Raw genomic sequence first — 14130 nt, 5'->3', positions numbered from 1 at the left:
CCATGATCGGAATCGAAAGAGACAGCGGGGCCACGGTCGACGACTGGCTGCAATTCGTGCAGCGCGCGACTCGGGCCCTGACCACGCCGCTGGGCACCCGGCAAAAACGGCCCTTGTACGGTTCGCTGATCCCCACGCTGCTGGGGCAGAACCTGGGCGACGACATCCTGTTACTCGCCCAGAGCCACGCGGCCCAGGCGTTCTATAACCCGCAAAACGGCATCGGCGATTTCCAGCCCGGCGTGATCGTCGCCACCCGACAGGGCGCCGGTTTGCTGCTGCGGTTTGCCGGTACCTGGAAAAACCGCCAACAGACTTTCGAGGTCGTGACATGAGCATGTTGATCCCCGGCCAGAATCAGTTGGCCGAACCCTCCTTGATCAAGGTCGATGCCTTCGAGGATCTGCTCGCCGAGTTCAAGACCTTCGTGGTCGAGTACGTCGGCGCACGTTCGCCGCAGAGCGCGGAAAAGCTCAAGACCAGCCTGGAAAACGAAAGCGAACTGCTGACCCTGGCTCTGGAGGCCTTTTGCGTTCGCCTGCAAACCCACGAACGCAAATACAACGCCCGCATCAAGCAGATGCTGGCGTGGTGGGCCACCGGCAGCAACCTTGATGCGCGGCTCGCGGACATGGGCCTGGAGCGCCAGTTGCTCGACCCGGGCGATCCGGCGGCATTCCCGCCGGTGCCGGCGATTTACGAGAGCGACGACGATGCCCGGCTGCGCTATTACCTGGCGCCCCATGCGCCGGCAGCAGGTTCGCGGATGCAGTATCGCCGCGAGGTGTTCACCCTGGGCGAACGGCCGACGGTGAAAGTCGAATCCACCGATGCGGGGGTTGTGAACGTCACTTACACCTTCGACCCGGACGGCCTCGCCGCACAGGTCAAGGACGGTAACGGTCGTCGCACCGCGCCCGGCGAAGTGCAAGTCACCGTGCTTGCCCGCGAGGGTGACGGGACGCCGTCCACGACTCTTCTCGAAGGCGTGCGTCGACACTTTGCACGGCCCGACGTTTGTCCCGAGACGGACAAGGTAACGGTGCAGGCCGCCGAGATTCAGCGCTACAAAATCCGCGTCGTGGCGAAGATTAATTCCGGCCCGGATTCGGGCCTGACCAAAGTCGCCGCCGAGCAGCATCTGCAAGCCTACGCCGACAGCTGCCATCGCCTGGAAGGCCGGGTCGACCCGAGCTGGATCGACTACACGCTGCACAGCGCCGGCGCCGTGCAATTGCAGATTCTTGAACCTCTGGATTCCGTTGTGTGCTCGGCGTTTCAAGCACCGTACTGCACGGCGGTAGAAGTCGAGGTGCAGACGCTATGACCGATCAGACACCGCGTCCGACCCTGCTGCCGGCCAACAGCTCGGCGCTGGAACGGGCACTCGACATCGGCTTCGGCGCACTACTTGATCGCGTTGCGCCGCCGTTTCCAGAACTGATGAACCCGGCCTCAACCCCCGTCGCCTTCCTGCCGTATCTCGCAGCGGATCGTGGCGTTGCCGAATGGAGCACCGACGCACCGGAAGCGGAAAAGCGCCTGACCGTCGAACTGGCCTGGCCCACCGCGCGCCAGGCCGGCACTCGCAAGGCGCTGGAGAACGCCGCCAAGGGTTTGCAGCTCAGGCCGGAAATCCGCGCCTGGTACGAACAGACCCCGCCCGGCGAGCCTTACAGCTTTTCCGTGCGGGCCTTCAGCGAACAACCCTACAGCGAAGAAATCGACGCCCGTCTCGACCGGCGCCTGGCGGATGCCAAGAGCGAACGGGACGTGCTGTCGGTGTCGGTCGGCCTCAGCGCCTTCGGCAATCACGTCATCGGCGCCGCGACCTTCTGCGGTGAGTTGACCACGGTTTATCCGGTTTTCCTCGAAGGGCTTGAGACATCCGGCGAGGCCTTCATGGCGGCGGCGCTGTACACCGTCGAAACATCCACTATTTATCCTCAGGGGGCCTGAATGGCTGACTATTACACCCTGCTCACCAACGCAGGGATTGCCTACGAAACCGCCTGCAAGGCGGCGGGCGTACCGATCAAGCTGACGCAGATTTCCGTCGGCGACGGCGGTGGCTCGGTCTACAACCCGGCCGCAACCGCCACCGCGCTGAAACGCGAAGTCTGGCGCGGACCGCTCAACGCGCTGTTCCAGGACGAGAAGAATCCGAGCTGGCTGCTCGCCGAAGTCACAATCCCGCCGGACGTCGGCGGCTGGTACGTGCGTGAAGCCGGTCTGTGGACCGACACCGGGATTCTCTACGCCATCGTCAAATACCCGGAGTCTTTCAAACCGGTGCTGGCCACGTCCGGCTCGGGCAAAGAGTTTTATATCCGCTCGATTTTCGAGACCAGCAATGCTTCGCTGGTGACGCTGCTGATCGATGACACGGTGGTCAAGGCCACCCGCGCTTGGGTCATGAGTTACCTCGCCGAAGAACTCGGCAAACTCGATGGCAAACAGTCGGTGCGTGTCGCCGCCACCGCCAACGTGGTGTTGAACGGCGCGCAGCAGATCGACGGCGTGGCGGTGATCGCCGGTGACCGCGTGCTGCTGCCGAATCAGACCCTGGCCAAGGACAACGGCCTGTGGATCGTGGCCAACGGCGACTGGGTTCGGGCCAACGATGCCAACGTCAGCGCCAAGGTCACCCCGGGCCTGACGGTGATGGTGGAAGAGGGCACGCTCAACGGCGATTCGCTGTGGCATCTGACCACAAATGCGCCGATTACCCTTGGCACAACAGCGCTGACATTCAAGATGCTGGCAGGGCGCACCGGGATTGCCGCCGGGACTTACAAGAGTCTGAGCGTCGACGAATACGGCCGCGCGACGGCCGGCTCGAATCCGGACACGCTGGCCGGTTTCGGCATCAAGGATTCGTACACCAAGGCTGAAGTCGAGGCGCTGATTGCCAAGGCCTCGGCATTGCCGGTGGGGTCGATTGTCGCGTTCCCGGTTGACTCGCCACCTCCGGGCTTTCTGGAGTTGGACAACAGCGTCAGGAGCAGCGCGACCTACCCGGACTTGAGTGCCTATCTGGGCGGCAAGTTCAACAAGGGGGATGAGGGCGTCGGGAATTTCCGGTTGCCGGAGGCGCGTGGGGAGTTTTTGCGCGGTTGGGATCATGGGCGGGGGGTGGATGCCGGTCGGGCGATTGGTAGCTGGCAGGCGGACGACAACAAGGCGCATACACACGGGACGGTCTATGACGTTATTGTCGATACATTCGCGCCCGGCGAGACCAGGCGTAACTTTCTTCAGCAATACAACAATATGGACGATGTTGTAACCAAGGCTTCGGGTGGAGCAGAAGCACGTCCCCGCAACCTCGCAGTGATGTGGTGCATCAAAGCCTGGAACGCTCCGGTCAATCAGGGAAACATCGACGTCGCCGCCCTGACCGCCGAGCTGGAAAAAATGAAATCGGCGGTACCGGTGGGCGCCTTGATGCCGTTCCCGGCTGGTGTAGTGCCGCCTGGCTATCTGGAAGCGAACGGCAGTCTTTTTCAGGACGCGCTCTATCCGCATCTTGCGACGTACCTGAACAAGAAATTCAACATCGTCGGTGACGACGCGAGCTATACGCGACTGCCGGACACTCGCGGCGAGTTTTTTCGTGGCTGGGATCACAACCGCGGTGTCGATCCAGGCCGTGCAATTGGGAGTTATCAGCTGGGTCAGGTTGAGGCGCACGAACACGGCGCGCGCGCTGGGTTGGGTATTACGGGCTCTGGCAGCAATGCGTTGGTGGCTTTCGCCAATACGGGCGTAGGGAGCTCGCTGCCGAGCGGCGCAGTTGCTCCGTATGGCGGCGCTGAAACGCGCCCGCGCAACTTGGCGGTGATGTGGTGCATCAAGGCCTGGAACACACCGGTTAACCAGGGAACGATTGATATCGCCGCGCTTGAGCAGCGGGTGATTAAACAGGAGTTTGGGCGCCTTCTGAATATTCAGAAATTCACGGAAAACGGCACCTACATTCCGACGCCGGGAATGAAGAAGGTTCGGATTCGTATTGTGGGGGGAGGGGGGGGATCTGGCGGCGCGTCGGCTACAACCGCTTCCCAGACTTCTGCGTCTGGCGGTGGTGCGGCAGGAAGCTATGCGGAAACGCTAATAACGGCGGCAGATATTGGCGCTAGCCAAGCGGTCATTGTAGGTGCTGGCGGAATCGCGGGCACGGCTTCGGGAACCAACGGAACTGGCGGCGGCGCAGGGGGGGCAAGTTCGGTAGGAGCGTTGCTGTCTGCGCCGGGTGGTTTGGGGTCAATCTACGCTATCGGGATAACTACTACAGCGTTTGGACTGATGGTGGGCGGTTATCCGGGTGCGTCAGCCTATGGAGGCAATATTGTCAACATGGCAGGCGCTCCGGGGACCCCCGGCATTACCGTGAGTGCGTCGACGCTGGCCGGCCATGGTGGTAGCGGCCCACTGGGTTCGGGTGGGAATGGAGCTGGCACCAACGGAGCGCTTCCGCCCGGTTTAGGGTATGGGGGTGGGGGTGGCGGTGTGGCCGTCGGCCCATCTTTGGCAGCGCGCAACGGCGCACCGGGCGCTGGCGGTGTTGCTATTTTCGAGGAATACGCCTGATGAAAAAATACGCCCTTCTTTACATGGGTAAGGCCGTTCAGTTGTTCGAAACCGACGGCGACATAAAGACGATGTTTCACCCGGATATGAATTGGATCGAATGCCCCGGCGAGGTCGAAGAGGGTTGGCTGTACGACGGCGAGCGTTTTGCGCCAGAAGGCGTTCCGGTGGTCTCGCTGGATGAACTCAAGGCCGCTGTGGCGGCTGAGCGCTTCGCTCGGGAGGGCGTCGGCATTGTCGTCGGCGGCCTGCAAATCGAAACGACACGCGACAGCCAGGCGCTGATTGCAAGCACCGGTCTTTCAGCCGTACTCGATCCTGAATATCGCTGCAACTTCAAAACAGTGAAGGGATTCGTCGAGATTGGCGCCGCGCAAATCATCGAAATTGCGAAAGCCGTGCGGGCGCACGTGCAGGCCTGCTTTGACCGCGAGCTGACGTTGTTACGCGCAATCGAGGCAGGCGAGTACCACGACGAAATGCTGACCGAGGGTTGGCCAGACTCATTGTCGCCCGATACCGCAGATCTCAAATAAACGCCCCGCATCCCCGGGGCGTTTTCTTTCACCCCTAAAACTTTCAACACCCGCCAAGCCCCTCCCAACGAGGGGCTTTCCCGTTTATGGAGAAACGAAAAATGGCAACCCGCCAAACCTACACCGTGCTCGTTCCATTCCCCACCGGCGGTGGGCACTGGTCGAGCGTCGGCCAGGAACTCGATCTGCTCGATGTCGAGGCCAGTGCCCTGCACAGCGCCGGTCGACTGGAGCTGAAAACAACTACCACCAAGGCCGTGAAGGCCGCTGCCAAGAAGGCTGACTGACTATGGCTGAGGTTCTGAACTTCGAGCACAACGGCATTACCGTCAATGCCACCGAATCCCCCGAGGCCATGGGTGGCCTGGGCGACAACGTCATCGGTCTGGTCGGCACCGCGCCGAAAGCCGATCCGCTGATTCCGCGTAACGCACCGTTTCGCATCAACAGCTTCACCACCCACGCACTGCTCGATCCGACAGGTTCGGAAGAGGGCACCCTGTACCACGCCGTTTACCAGATCCTCAAAGTGGTCAAGGTGCCGGTGTACGTGGTGATCGTCGAAGCGGGCGCGACCCCGGCTGACACCGTCAACGCGGTAATCGGCGGTGTTGAACCGGCCACCGGCCGCAAGCTCGGTCTGGCGGCACTGGGCAGCGTCCCGGAAGACCTGACCATCATCGGCGCGCCGGGCTTTACCGGCACCAAAGCTGTGGCCAGCGAGTTCGCCTCGTTCGGCAAGCGCATCAAGGCCCGTGTGGTGCTGGACGGCAAGGACGTCTCGGTCGCCGATCAGGTGCTGTACAGCCAGGAGCTGGGCGGTGCGGATCTGGGTTTCGACCGTTGCCTGGTGGTGCACAACATGCCGGCCGTGTACTCGAAAGCCGCGAAGAAAAACGTATTCCTCGCGCCATCCAGCCTGGCAATTGCCGCGCTGGCCAAGGTCAAGCAATGGGAAAGCCCGGGCAACCAGGTGACCTACGCCGAGGACGTGTCGCGGGTCGTTGAATACAACATCCTCGACACCTCCACCGAAGGCGATCTGCTCAACCGCTACGGCGTTAGCTACTACGCCCGCACCATCCTTGGCGGCTTCTCGCTGCTGGGCAACCGCTCGATCACCGGCAAGTTCATCAGCTACGTCGGTCTGGAAGACGCCATCAGCCGCAAGCTGGTGAAAGCCGGCCAGAAAGCCATGGCCAAGAACCTGACCAAGTCGTTCATGGATCAGGAAGTCAAACGCATCAACGACTGGCTGCAAACCCTGGTCGCCGACGAAACCATTCCCGGCGGCAGCGTGTATCTGCACCCGGAACTCAACAGCGTCGAGAAGTACAAGAACGGCACCTGGTACGTGGTCATCGACTACGGCCGCTACGCGCCGAACGAACACATGGTTTATCAACTCAACGCCCGCGATGAAATCATCGAGCAGTTCCTGGAGGACGTTCTCTAATGTTTACCAACCGCGTAAGACAGGCCATCGCGGCCACCCTGCAAGGCCTGCCGTTGTCGGCGACCGTGGAGGAATTCACTCCGCCGAAGATCGAATTCGATGTGGAAGAGATGCGTGGCGGCCGTTTCATCGTCGAAGAAATGGCCAAGGGCGGCAAAGCGCTCAATGCCAAGTTGACCCTGCAAGGCATGGGCACCGAAGTCATGCTCGCACTGGGTGTGAAGCTGGGCGACGACATCCTGCTGAACGTGCGTGAAGGCGGTCAGGATCAGGATGGCAACACCTGGTTCACCTACCACACCGTCGGCGGCAAGCTGAAATCCCTGGAGGAAACCGCGGTGAAGATGGGTGAAAAACCCAAGACCAACCTGGAGCTCTCCTGCCGCACCTACAACCGCCTGGAAAACGGCGTGCCGGTGATCGACATCGACGTGCGCACCCAGAAGTTCGTGCTCAACGGCGTCGACATCCTCGGTGATGCCCGTCGTGCGGTGCTGATGCCGTAAGCCTCGGCCAAAGGCAATCACAAAACCCTGCGGGAGTGGGCAAACCCCGCTCCCACAAGGGACTGCAACACCCCCTCAAGAATTACCAAGGAATTCATACATGTCGTGGATGCCACCCAAGCATGACCTGCTGTCGCCGATCACCGGTGACGACGGCTCGCAGATCGAATCGATCCAGCTCAAGCCGCTGTTCTACGCCGCCCAGAAAGAAGCGCTGGAACGCGCAGGCGACGATGAAGACGACCAGTTCTTTGAACTGGCGCTGCTGGCCACCGGCTTGTCGGTCAAGGAACTCGACCAGCTCAAGCGTCCGGACTACGTGACCATCGCGCAGTACGTGCACGAATTCTCGACCCGTCCGGCGTCGTACTTTCTCGAACAGGTCGAAGACGCGGAACAGTCCGACGATCCCGATCAGGTGCAACTGCTGTTGCCGCTCGCCGTCACCGGCCGCACCGTAACTTCGCTGAGCCTGGAAATGCCGGCGCTGCGGGCCACCAAAGTGATGAAGAAACTGAAAACGGCCAAGGAACGTGCCGAATTCATCACCGCCCATTGCACCGGCCTGATGATCCCCGATCTGGCCCTGTTGAGCGTGCCGGACTGGACGCAATTGCAGGTGCGCATCGACGATTTTTTAAACCAGCCGGCGGCCTTCTTTCAGAACGCGACATCGAAGTAATCCTCGATATCGTGCCGCTCATTTACCCGGTAAGTGAGGCGGAAATTCTGGAGTGGGACGCCGAAAAGGCGTTGCGCCGCTACGACATAGCGATCACTCGCCTTGGCGTGAAACAGGAGTAGAGCGGCATGGCAGAGAGCAAATTTGCGCTCACATACGCCAATGAGAGTGGCAACGCAGCAGCCGGGTTGGCGGTGGCCGATGGCTTTGGCAAACCGCTGCAGGACTTGAATCTGACTATGGCGCTGGTCAGCGTGGATATTCGCTTGCTCACGCAGGAGCAGATTAAGCTGCGGGAACTGCTGGTCAGCCAGCAGTCGTTGTTCAAGGTCGTCACGGCGCCGCCAGCCGCCAATAGTGAGCCGAAGTCAAAACTCAAGGCGGAAATCGAGCAGCGCCCGCCACCGAAAAGACTGCAATCGGCGATGGCCAACGAGACGGCGCTGGTTGAATTGAATCAGGTGCTGCACCTGAGCACGAAATCGCTTCAGGGTCTTTCGGAAAAGAACCTGGAAATCGCTAGTGATAAACGGGTTGCCCCCAGCGGGGCTACCGGCGCGGATCTGTTGCAAGTGCAACTCGCAGGGCTGCGGTCCGGCATCAGTGATGGTCTGAAGGGCGAGCAGAAAACCGAGGCGTTACAGGATTTCTCCCGTGATGCCGCCATCAATGCCTCGGCCTTCAAGATGGATGTCAAGGCGGCTGGCGAAATGTTGTCGGGCTGGCGCACCGCTTTGAAGCTTGATCAGGTGCAGAGCCAGGATCTGGCAGACGCAACCAACTACCTTGGCAACAGTGGCCTGAACGTCAAAGCCGCGGACATCGGCTCCGTCGTTCAAAGCGCCGGTCAGGACGCCAAGGCTGCCGGGATGACACCCGAACAAGTGGCTGCACTTGCGGCGGCGTTCCTCAACAGCGGCGCTGACAAGACCGATGCCGGAGCGGCGCTGAAGAGTTTCACGACGGTTCTGGGCAAGGGAGAATCCGCGTCATCGGCGCAGCGCTCGGCCTGGGCCGACATAGGTCTGAACCCGGAGTCGCTCGCGCACGGGATGAGTGGCGATGCACCCGAAACGATCAAGCTGGTTCTGGAACAACTCAAGCAACAGCCTGAGGAGAAACAGGCTTCGCTGACTAAAACGCTGTTTGGCAACAATGATGCAATCCTCGAGTTGTTGAAGAAGCCTGAGGATGTTCAAACGGCGTTCAAGCTGGTTGCTGACAAGTCCCTGTATGCAGGCTCGGCGGGAGCAACCGCTGAGGCTTATGGCAATACATCGCAGGGACGCTGGAATGCGCTGGATGCGAGTCTAAACCGGCTGTCCACGGCAGTCGGCAATGCATTGGCCCCGGTGACAGACGGCATTGCCACCGGGCTTACTGCGGTGGTCAATGGACTGAGCGCAGCGGCCGAAACCTTCCCGTTCGTCACCGCTGCACTGACATTGCTTGGGGTGGCTGCCACGCCGTTCGTGGCGGGGGCACTGAAAACCGGCGTGTCTGCAGTGCTTGATGCGGTCTCCACGAGGCTTCTGCGCCTGGCCGCAGCACGTCTTCCGTCCGAAGTCGGCGATATGATCACCGGTGACGATGACAACGGTGGCGGTCGCAAAAAGAAACGTTCGGCTCGCAAGTCGGGTCAGGGCAAGCAGGCTAAAACCACTGCGAAAAGTGCCAAGCCCCGCACGCCCGCTGTTCGTCAAAGCCTGGGCAATCGCCTGCGCGGTGCAGCGATGAAGGTCATGCCTTCGATCAAGCGTGCGGCTGCCAGGGTCTTGCCTGCGGTGCGGAGCGCCGGTGCCAAGGTCATGCCTGCGGTGCGGAGTTTCGGAGCCAAAGTCATGCCTGCGGTGCGGAGCTTCGGAGCCAAGATCATGCCGATGCTGTCCCGGATGACACCTTTGGTGGGTAAGGTCGCTGCCCCGTTAGTGGTGGCGCACGCCGCTTACACAGGCCTGAAAGGCCTGCGTGAAGGTGATGAAAAAGCGGTGGGAAGCGCAAAAGCCGAGCTGGCAGGGGCAGCCATTGGCGCTGTGATCGGCGGGTTTGTTTTTCCAGGTGTCGGCATAGGCATCGGGAGTGCCTTGGGCGGAATGGCGGGCTCATGGCTATCAGAAAAACTCGCGGACCCGCCCACCGACAAACTCGCTGCACCGGGAGATGTCGCGAAAAACCTGGTCAACGCTCCCACTCAAAGTCAAAACCAGCAAGTCACCTTCTCCCCACTGATCCAGGTCACCTGTCCGGCACCGGACACTGCCGAGCAGATTCGCTCGATCATCGGGCAACAACTGAGCGGACAATTCCACGGCGAGTTCCTGCCGCTGTTGACCAACAACCCGCTCGCCACCCGCCGCGACGCAGCCCTGACCGATGGAGTCGCCCAATGAAACAACAAATGGCACTGGGCAGTTTCATCTTCGGTCTGTCCCGGGATTTTGCGTACAGCACGCTGTCGCGAAAATCCGAGGGTGGCTGGACCGAGTTGCAGATCCTCAACAGCAAACCCAGATCCCATCAGACAGGGCAGAAGCCTGAAACCCTGACCATCTCCGGCACCTCGATGTACGCCGTGGGGATGGAACGGCTCGATGAATTGCGTGCGCTGCAAGCACTGCGTGTACCGTTGCCGTTGATTGACGGCATCGGTCGCAACTGGGGTTTGTGGCGGATCAACAGCATCGACGAAAACCAGAGCGAGGTCATCGATGACGGCACCGCGATGGTGATCAAGTGGGTCATCGGATTGTCGGAGTTCAACAATGCGTAAGGTACGAAGCGTGGCCGGTGACTCGGTGAATATGTTGCTCTACCGCGAAACCGGTCGCAGCGATGACAGCGCCGAAGAAGCCCTGTGGACACTCAACCCGACCCTGGCCGAGCACGGCCCGATCCTGCCGGCAGGTGTCTGGGTGACGCTGCCGGAACTCGATTCGAAACCCGCCGCAATCAAACCGGTTCTGGCCTGGGATTAAGGAGGCTGCATGGCACAGGGATTTACGCCGGCGATCGAAATCTACGGCGCCCACAAGGACCTGCTGAACCAGCGCCTGATCAGTTGGGAACACATCGATGCCGCTGGAATGGAGTCCGATCAACTGACGCTGGTGCTCGATCTGGAAGGCCTTGAAGGCTTGCCGACCCTGGGCGGAACCATCGGCCTGCGGGTGGGCTATCTGGAGACCGGACTGGTCGAAAAGGGCCAGTTCAAGGTGACCCGACTGACGCCGACGCTGTTCCCACTGCGCCTGACGCTTGTCGCGACCGCCGCGCCTTTCAGCGGCAAGGACGACACCGGATTCAAGGAACGGCGCACGGCCAGTCATGGCCCTATAACCCTTGGCGGACTGTTTCGCGAGCTGGTCTCGAGACACGGATTCTCGCCGCGCGTGGATCCCGAACTGGCGCTGATCAGGATCGCTCATGTCGACCAGTCGAACGAAACCGACATGGGCTTCATCACACGCCTGGCGAAAAAGTACGACGCGGTGGCCAAACCGTTCAACGACCTCTATGTACTGGCGAAACCGGCGCAGCTCAAAAACCTGTCGGGCCAGGTGATACCGGACGTCAGGCTGTCGGTGACCCAAAACAATCGGCCGGGCGATCACGCCTTCATCAGCGCCACGCTGGAAGAAACCGCCCGCACCCAGAATCAGGGTTGCAAAACCTCATTCTGGGACGGTGCTCTCGGCAAGCTGCGGGAGGTGATCACCGGTTCCGAACCCTACAAGGTCATTCGCCAGAAACTGGCCAGCGAAGAAGAAGCCAAAGCCATCGGCGAGGCCGAAGTGCGCAAGATGCTGCGCGAGAAATACAAGCTGAAGGTCACCTGCCCGGGCGATCCACTGCTGGCAGCCGAAGGTCTGCTGGTACTCGACGATACCTGGCCGGACTTCATGCGCGGTCGCTGGTCGATTGAAAAGGTCACGGCCAGCGGCAAGCGCGAGGAAAGCTATCGCTGCCTGATCGAAGCGACCGGCCGGGATCCCGAGGCAAAAGCCAAGGACTGATCCTCCGATCTCACCGCCACACGCATCACTGTGGCCACTCCCACATCCTGGAACGCTCCCCATGAAGATCTCTCCGATCCTCACGCAGCTGCGTGCGCAATGCCCAAGCCTTGCCGGCCATATCGCGACAGGTGTCGACCTGGCGCTGCTGCAAGGCGACCCGAATCTGCCGATGCCCTCGGCCCATGTTTTACCGCTGTCGGACGTAGCTAGCGCCAGCTCTTCACAGAACTCCCTCAGCCAACCGATCCGCGACCGCTTCGAAATCATCCTGGCACTCGATGCCACGGACGCCACAAAAGCGCTGGATCTGTTGCACGACCTGCGCGCCGAACTGTGGCGTGCACTGGTGGGTTTCAAACCCGATTCCAACTACAGCGCCATCGTTTATGACGGCGGCGAAACGGTCTCGATCAACAGCAGCCGCGCGTTCTACCGGCTGCGCTTTTTTGCCGAGTTCCAGCTGGGCCGCAATCTGCCAAGTCAGCCTGCGGAGAGTTGGCACGAACGCGAACTGGACGGTTTGTCGTCCTTTACCGGGGCCACCGTGCGGGTCGATGCGATCGACCCGGCCGACCCCAACCTGAAACGCCCGGGCCCTGACGGGCGCGTGGAAATGACTTTCTCTGGAGACGTAACCCCATGAGCAACCGCATCACCGTAGTGCCGGCCCCTGGCCGTGCCGTGCCGGACCCGGAAGCCGGCGACCTGCTGCCACTGGAAGGCCGTGAAGTGCTGGACAGCGCCTGGTGGCGCCGGCGTCTGGCCGACGGCGATATCACCCTCAAAACCGCAACAGCCAAACAAAAGGGAGCCAAATAATGGCGATCGGATTCAGTAACATCCCTGCGGACATTCGTGTACCGCTGTTCTATGCCGAAATGGACAACTCGGCCGCCAATAGCGCGTCCTCGTCCATGCGTCGCCTGATCGTGGCGCAGGTCAACGACAACATCGCCCCGAGCGAAGTCGGCAAACTGGTGCTGGTCTCCAGCGTGGCGCTGGCCAAGAGCATTGGCGGCCAGGGCTCGATGCTCGCCTCGATGTACGAGACCTTCCGCAAGGCCGACCCGATCGGTGAGATCTGGTGCCTGCCGCTGCACAACGCCACCGGCGCCATCGCCAAAGGCGTGCTGACCCTGACCGGCACCGCGACCCAGGCTGGCGTGCTCAACCTGTATGTCGGCGGCGTCCGCGTCCAGGCCACTGTGGTCAACGGTGCCACTGCGGCACAAGCGGCGATTGCCCTGGCACAGAAAATCAACGCCACCGCCGATCTGCCGGTGAGCGCAGCAGCGGCCGAAGGCGTCGTCACTCTGAACGCCAAATGGACCGGCGAGAGCGGCAACGACATCAGCCTGCAATTCAATCGCCTGGGCAAGAGCAACGGTGAAGAAACCCCGGCCGGCCTGACCACCGCAATCACCGCCATGACCGGCGGCGTCGGTGTGCCTGACCAGGTTGAAGCGGTTGCTGCACTGGGTGATGAGCCGTTCGAGTTCATCACACTGCCATGGTCCGACCTGGCCACCCTCAACACCTGGCAAGCGGTCATGGACGACAGCACCGGCCGCTGGTCGTGGGCCAAGCAACTGTTCGGTCACGTTTACAGCGCCAAGCGCGGCACCGTCGGCACGCTGGTGGCAGCCGGTCAGGCTCGCAACGACCAGCACATGACCATTCAGGCGCTGGAACCGGGCGTTCCGCAACCGGTGTGGGTACAAGCTGCAGCACTGACCGCGCGCACGGCGGTGTTCATCTCGGCTGACGCCAGCCGTCCGACCCAGAGCGGCAGCCTGCCGGGTGTCGATCCGGCGCCGGCGAGCGAGCGCTTCACCCTGACCGAGCGTCAGTCGCTGCTCAACTACGGCATCGCCACCGCGTACTACGAAGGCGGCTACGTGCGCATCCAGCGCTCGATTACCACCTACCAGAAAAACGCCTACGGCCAGGCTGACAACTCGTACCTGGACAGCGAAACCATGCACCAGTCGGCGTTCATCGTGCGTCGTCTGCAAAGCGTGATCACCAGCAAGTACGGTCGCCACAAACTGGCTTCCGACGGCACCCGTTTTGGCGCCGGCCAGCCGATCGTCACCCCGGCGACCATTCGCGGTGAGCTGATCGCCCAGTACGCCAAGCTCGAACTCGAAGGCCACGTGGAAAACGCCGAGCTGTTCGCCGAGCACCTGATCGTCGAGCGCGACGTGCAGGACCCGAGCCGCGTGAACGTGCTGTTCCCGCCGGATTACATCAACGGTCTGCGCGTGTTCGCACTGCTCAACCAGTTCCGCCTGCAGTACGACGACGTCGCCTGATCGGCGCGTCTGACACTGTGATTTCA

At 61.5% G+C, this 14130-nt stretch carries 16 protein-coding genes; all 16 read left to right on the top strand.

Annotated elements, in window-relative coordinates; translation table 11 throughout:
• Positions 1-2 precede the first annotated feature (2 nt).
• The 16 genes from CAF80_RS03280 to CAF80_RS03205 all read left to right on the top strand — a co-directional run bounded on the left by CAF80_RS03280 (position 3) and on the right by CAF80_RS03205 (position 14104).
• Positions 3-335: a phage baseplate protein gene (locus CAF80_RS03280; RefSeq protein ID WP_074691315.1), complete on the top strand. Its 333-nt coding sequence runs from the start codon at positions 3-5 to the stop codon at positions 333-335.
• A complete protein-coding gene (locus CAF80_RS03275; protein WP_085666843.1) occupies positions 332-1327 on the top strand; it encodes a baseplate J/gp47 family protein in 996 nt (331 codons plus the stop codon). The genes CAF80_RS03280 and CAF80_RS03275 overlap by 4 nt, the downstream gene beginning before the upstream one ends.
• Positions 1324-1959 carry a phage tail protein I gene (locus CAF80_RS03270; protein ID WP_085612309.1) on the top strand — a complete coding sequence of 212 codons (636 nt, stop codon included), beginning with the start codon at positions 1324-1326 and terminating at the stop codon, positions 1957-1959. The genes CAF80_RS03275 and CAF80_RS03270 overlap by 4 nt, the downstream gene beginning before the upstream one ends.
• Positions 1960-4593, top strand: coding sequence for a phage tail protein (locus CAF80_RS03265; RefSeq protein ID WP_256578088.1), 2634 nt, complete (start codon positions 1960-1962; stop codon positions 4591-4593). It abuts the gene before it with no gap.
• Positions 4593-5129 carry a DUF4376 domain-containing protein gene (locus CAF80_RS03260; protein ID WP_081353140.1) on the top strand — a complete coding sequence of 179 codons (537 nt, stop codon included), beginning with the start codon at positions 4593-4595 and terminating at the stop codon, positions 5127-5129. Before CAF80_RS03265 ends, CAF80_RS03260 begins: the two co-directional genes overlap by 1 nt.
• A gap of 101 nt (positions 5130-5230) precedes the next feature.
• Positions 5231-5416: a hypothetical protein gene (locus tag CAF80_RS03255; RefSeq protein WP_064593825.1), complete on the top strand. Its 186-nt coding sequence runs from the start codon at positions 5231-5233 to the stop codon at positions 5414-5416.
• A gap of 2 nt (positions 5417-5418) precedes the next feature.
• Complete coding sequence (locus CAF80_RS03250) at positions 5419-6585, top strand: hypothetical protein (protein ID WP_064379034.1); 1167 nt, start codon at positions 5419-5421, stop codon at positions 6583-6585.
• A complete protein-coding gene (locus CAF80_RS03245) occupies positions 6585-7091 on the top strand; it encodes a phage major tail tube protein (protein ID WP_007954868.1) in 507 nt (168 codons plus the stop codon). The genes CAF80_RS03250 and CAF80_RS03245 overlap by 1 nt, the downstream gene beginning before the upstream one ends.
• A gap of 100 nt (positions 7092-7191) precedes the next feature.
• Complete coding sequence (locus CAF80_RS03240; protein WP_085666842.1) at positions 7192-7773, top strand: phage tail assembly protein; 582 nt, start codon at positions 7192-7194, stop codon at positions 7771-7773.
• Positions 7774-7901: 128 nt separating this feature from the next.
• Positions 7902-10163: a phage tail tape measure protein gene (locus CAF80_RS03235; protein ID WP_085666841.1), complete on the top strand. Its 2262-nt coding sequence runs from the start codon at positions 7902-7904 to the stop codon at positions 10161-10163.
• Complete coding sequence (locus CAF80_RS03230; protein ID WP_007954886.1) at positions 10160-10543, top strand: phage tail protein; 384 nt, start codon at positions 10160-10162, stop codon at positions 10541-10543. The genes CAF80_RS03235 and CAF80_RS03230 overlap by 4 nt, the downstream gene beginning before the upstream one ends.
• Complete coding sequence (locus CAF80_RS03225) at positions 10536-10748, top strand: tail protein X (protein WP_039771248.1); 213 nt, start codon at positions 10536-10538, stop codon at positions 10746-10748. The genes CAF80_RS03230 and CAF80_RS03225 overlap by 8 nt, the downstream gene beginning before the upstream one ends.
• Before the next feature lie 9 nt (positions 10749-10757).
• Entirely contained in the window at positions 10758-11786 is a 1029-nt protein-coding gene (locus tag CAF80_RS03220) for a phage-like tail protein (RefSeq protein ID WP_039771250.1), read from the top strand.
• A 61-nt stretch (positions 11787-11847) separates the two neighbouring features.
• Positions 11848-12432, top strand: a complete 585-nt coding sequence (locus tag CAF80_RS03215; RefSeq protein WP_074691331.1) for a hypothetical protein — start codon at positions 11848-11850, stop codon at positions 12430-12432.
• Positions 12429-12608 (top strand): DUF2635 domain-containing protein, encoded by a 180-nt coding sequence (locus CAF80_RS03210; RefSeq protein ID WP_039771254.1) that lies wholly within the window; start codon positions 12429-12431, stop codon positions 12606-12608. Before CAF80_RS03215 ends, CAF80_RS03210 begins: the two co-directional genes overlap by 4 nt.
• Positions 12608-14104, top strand: a complete 1497-nt coding sequence (locus tag CAF80_RS03205) for a phage tail sheath subtilisin-like domain-containing protein (protein WP_039771256.1) — start codon at positions 12608-12610, stop codon at positions 14102-14104. The genes CAF80_RS03210 and CAF80_RS03205 overlap by 1 nt, the downstream gene beginning before the upstream one ends.
• The last annotated feature ends 26 nt before the right edge of the window (positions 14105-14130 follow it).

Source organism: Pseudomonas sp. B34(2017) (assembly GCF_002112915.1).
GTDB lineage: Bacteria > Pseudomonadota > Gammaproteobacteria > Pseudomonadales > Pseudomonadaceae > Aquipseudomonas > Aquipseudomonas pharyngis.
The sequence above is the reverse complement of the archived record's forward strand: the minus strand, read 5'-3'. Positions and strand labels throughout refer to the sequence as shown.

Bases quoted from the DNA above. Each gene is read 5' to 3' on its own strand.
- CAF80_RS03215 (WP_074691331.1), top strand. From the start codon at position 11,848: ATGAAGATCTCTCCGATCCTCACGCAGCTGCGTGCGCAATGCCCAAGC.
- CAF80_RS03205 (WP_039771256.1), top strand. From the start codon at position 12,608: ATGGCGATCGGATTCAGTAACATCCCTGCGGACATTCGTGTACCGCTG.
- CAF80_RS03220 (WP_039771250.1), top strand. From the start codon at position 10,758: ATGGCACAGGGATTTACGCCGGCGATCGAAATCTACGGCGCCCACAAG.
- CAF80_RS03230 (WP_007954886.1), top strand. From the start codon at position 10,160: ATGAAACAACAAATGGCACTGGGCAGTTTCATCTTCGGTCTGTCCCGG.
- CAF80_RS03235 (WP_085666841.1), top strand. From the start codon at position 7,902: ATGGCAGAGAGCAAATTTGCGCTCACATACGCCAATGAGAGTGGCAAC.
- CAF80_RS03260 (WP_081353140.1), top strand. From the start codon at position 4,593: ATGAAAAAATACGCCCTTCTTTACATGGGTAAGGCCGTTCAGTTGTTC.
- CAF80_RS03240 (WP_085666842.1), top strand. From the start codon at position 7,192: ATGTCGTGGATGCCACCCAAGCATGACCTGCTGTCGCCGATCACCGGT.
- CAF80_RS03210 (WP_039771254.1), top strand. From the start codon at position 12,429: ATGAGCAACCGCATCACCGTAGTGCCGGCCCCTGGCCGTGCCGTGCCG.
- CAF80_RS03265 (WP_256578088.1), top strand. From the start codon at position 1,960: ATGGCTGACTATTACACCCTGCTCACCAACGCAGGGATTGCCTACGAA.
- CAF80_RS03225 (WP_039771248.1), top strand. From the start codon at position 10,536: ATGCGTAAGGTACGAAGCGTGGCCGGTGACTCGGTGAATATGTTGCTC.
- CAF80_RS03280 (WP_074691315.1), top strand. From the start codon at position 3: ATGATCGGAATCGAAAGAGACAGCGGGGCCACGGTCGACGACTGGCTG.
- CAF80_RS03270 (WP_085612309.1), top strand. From the start codon at position 1,324: ATGACCGATCAGACACCGCGTCCGACCCTGCTGCCGGCCAACAGCTCG.
- CAF80_RS03255 (WP_064593825.1), top strand. From the start codon at position 5,231: ATGGCAACCCGCCAAACCTACACCGTGCTCGTTCCATTCCCCACCGGC.
- CAF80_RS03245 (WP_007954868.1), top strand. From the start codon at position 6,585: ATGTTTACCAACCGCGTAAGACAGGCCATCGCGGCCACCCTGCAAGGC.
- CAF80_RS03275 (WP_085666843.1), top strand. From the start codon at position 332: ATGAGCATGTTGATCCCCGGCCAGAATCAGTTGGCCGAACCCTCCTTG.
- CAF80_RS03250 (WP_064379034.1), top strand. From the start codon at position 5,419: ATGGCTGAGGTTCTGAACTTCGAGCACAACGGCATTACCGTCAATGCC.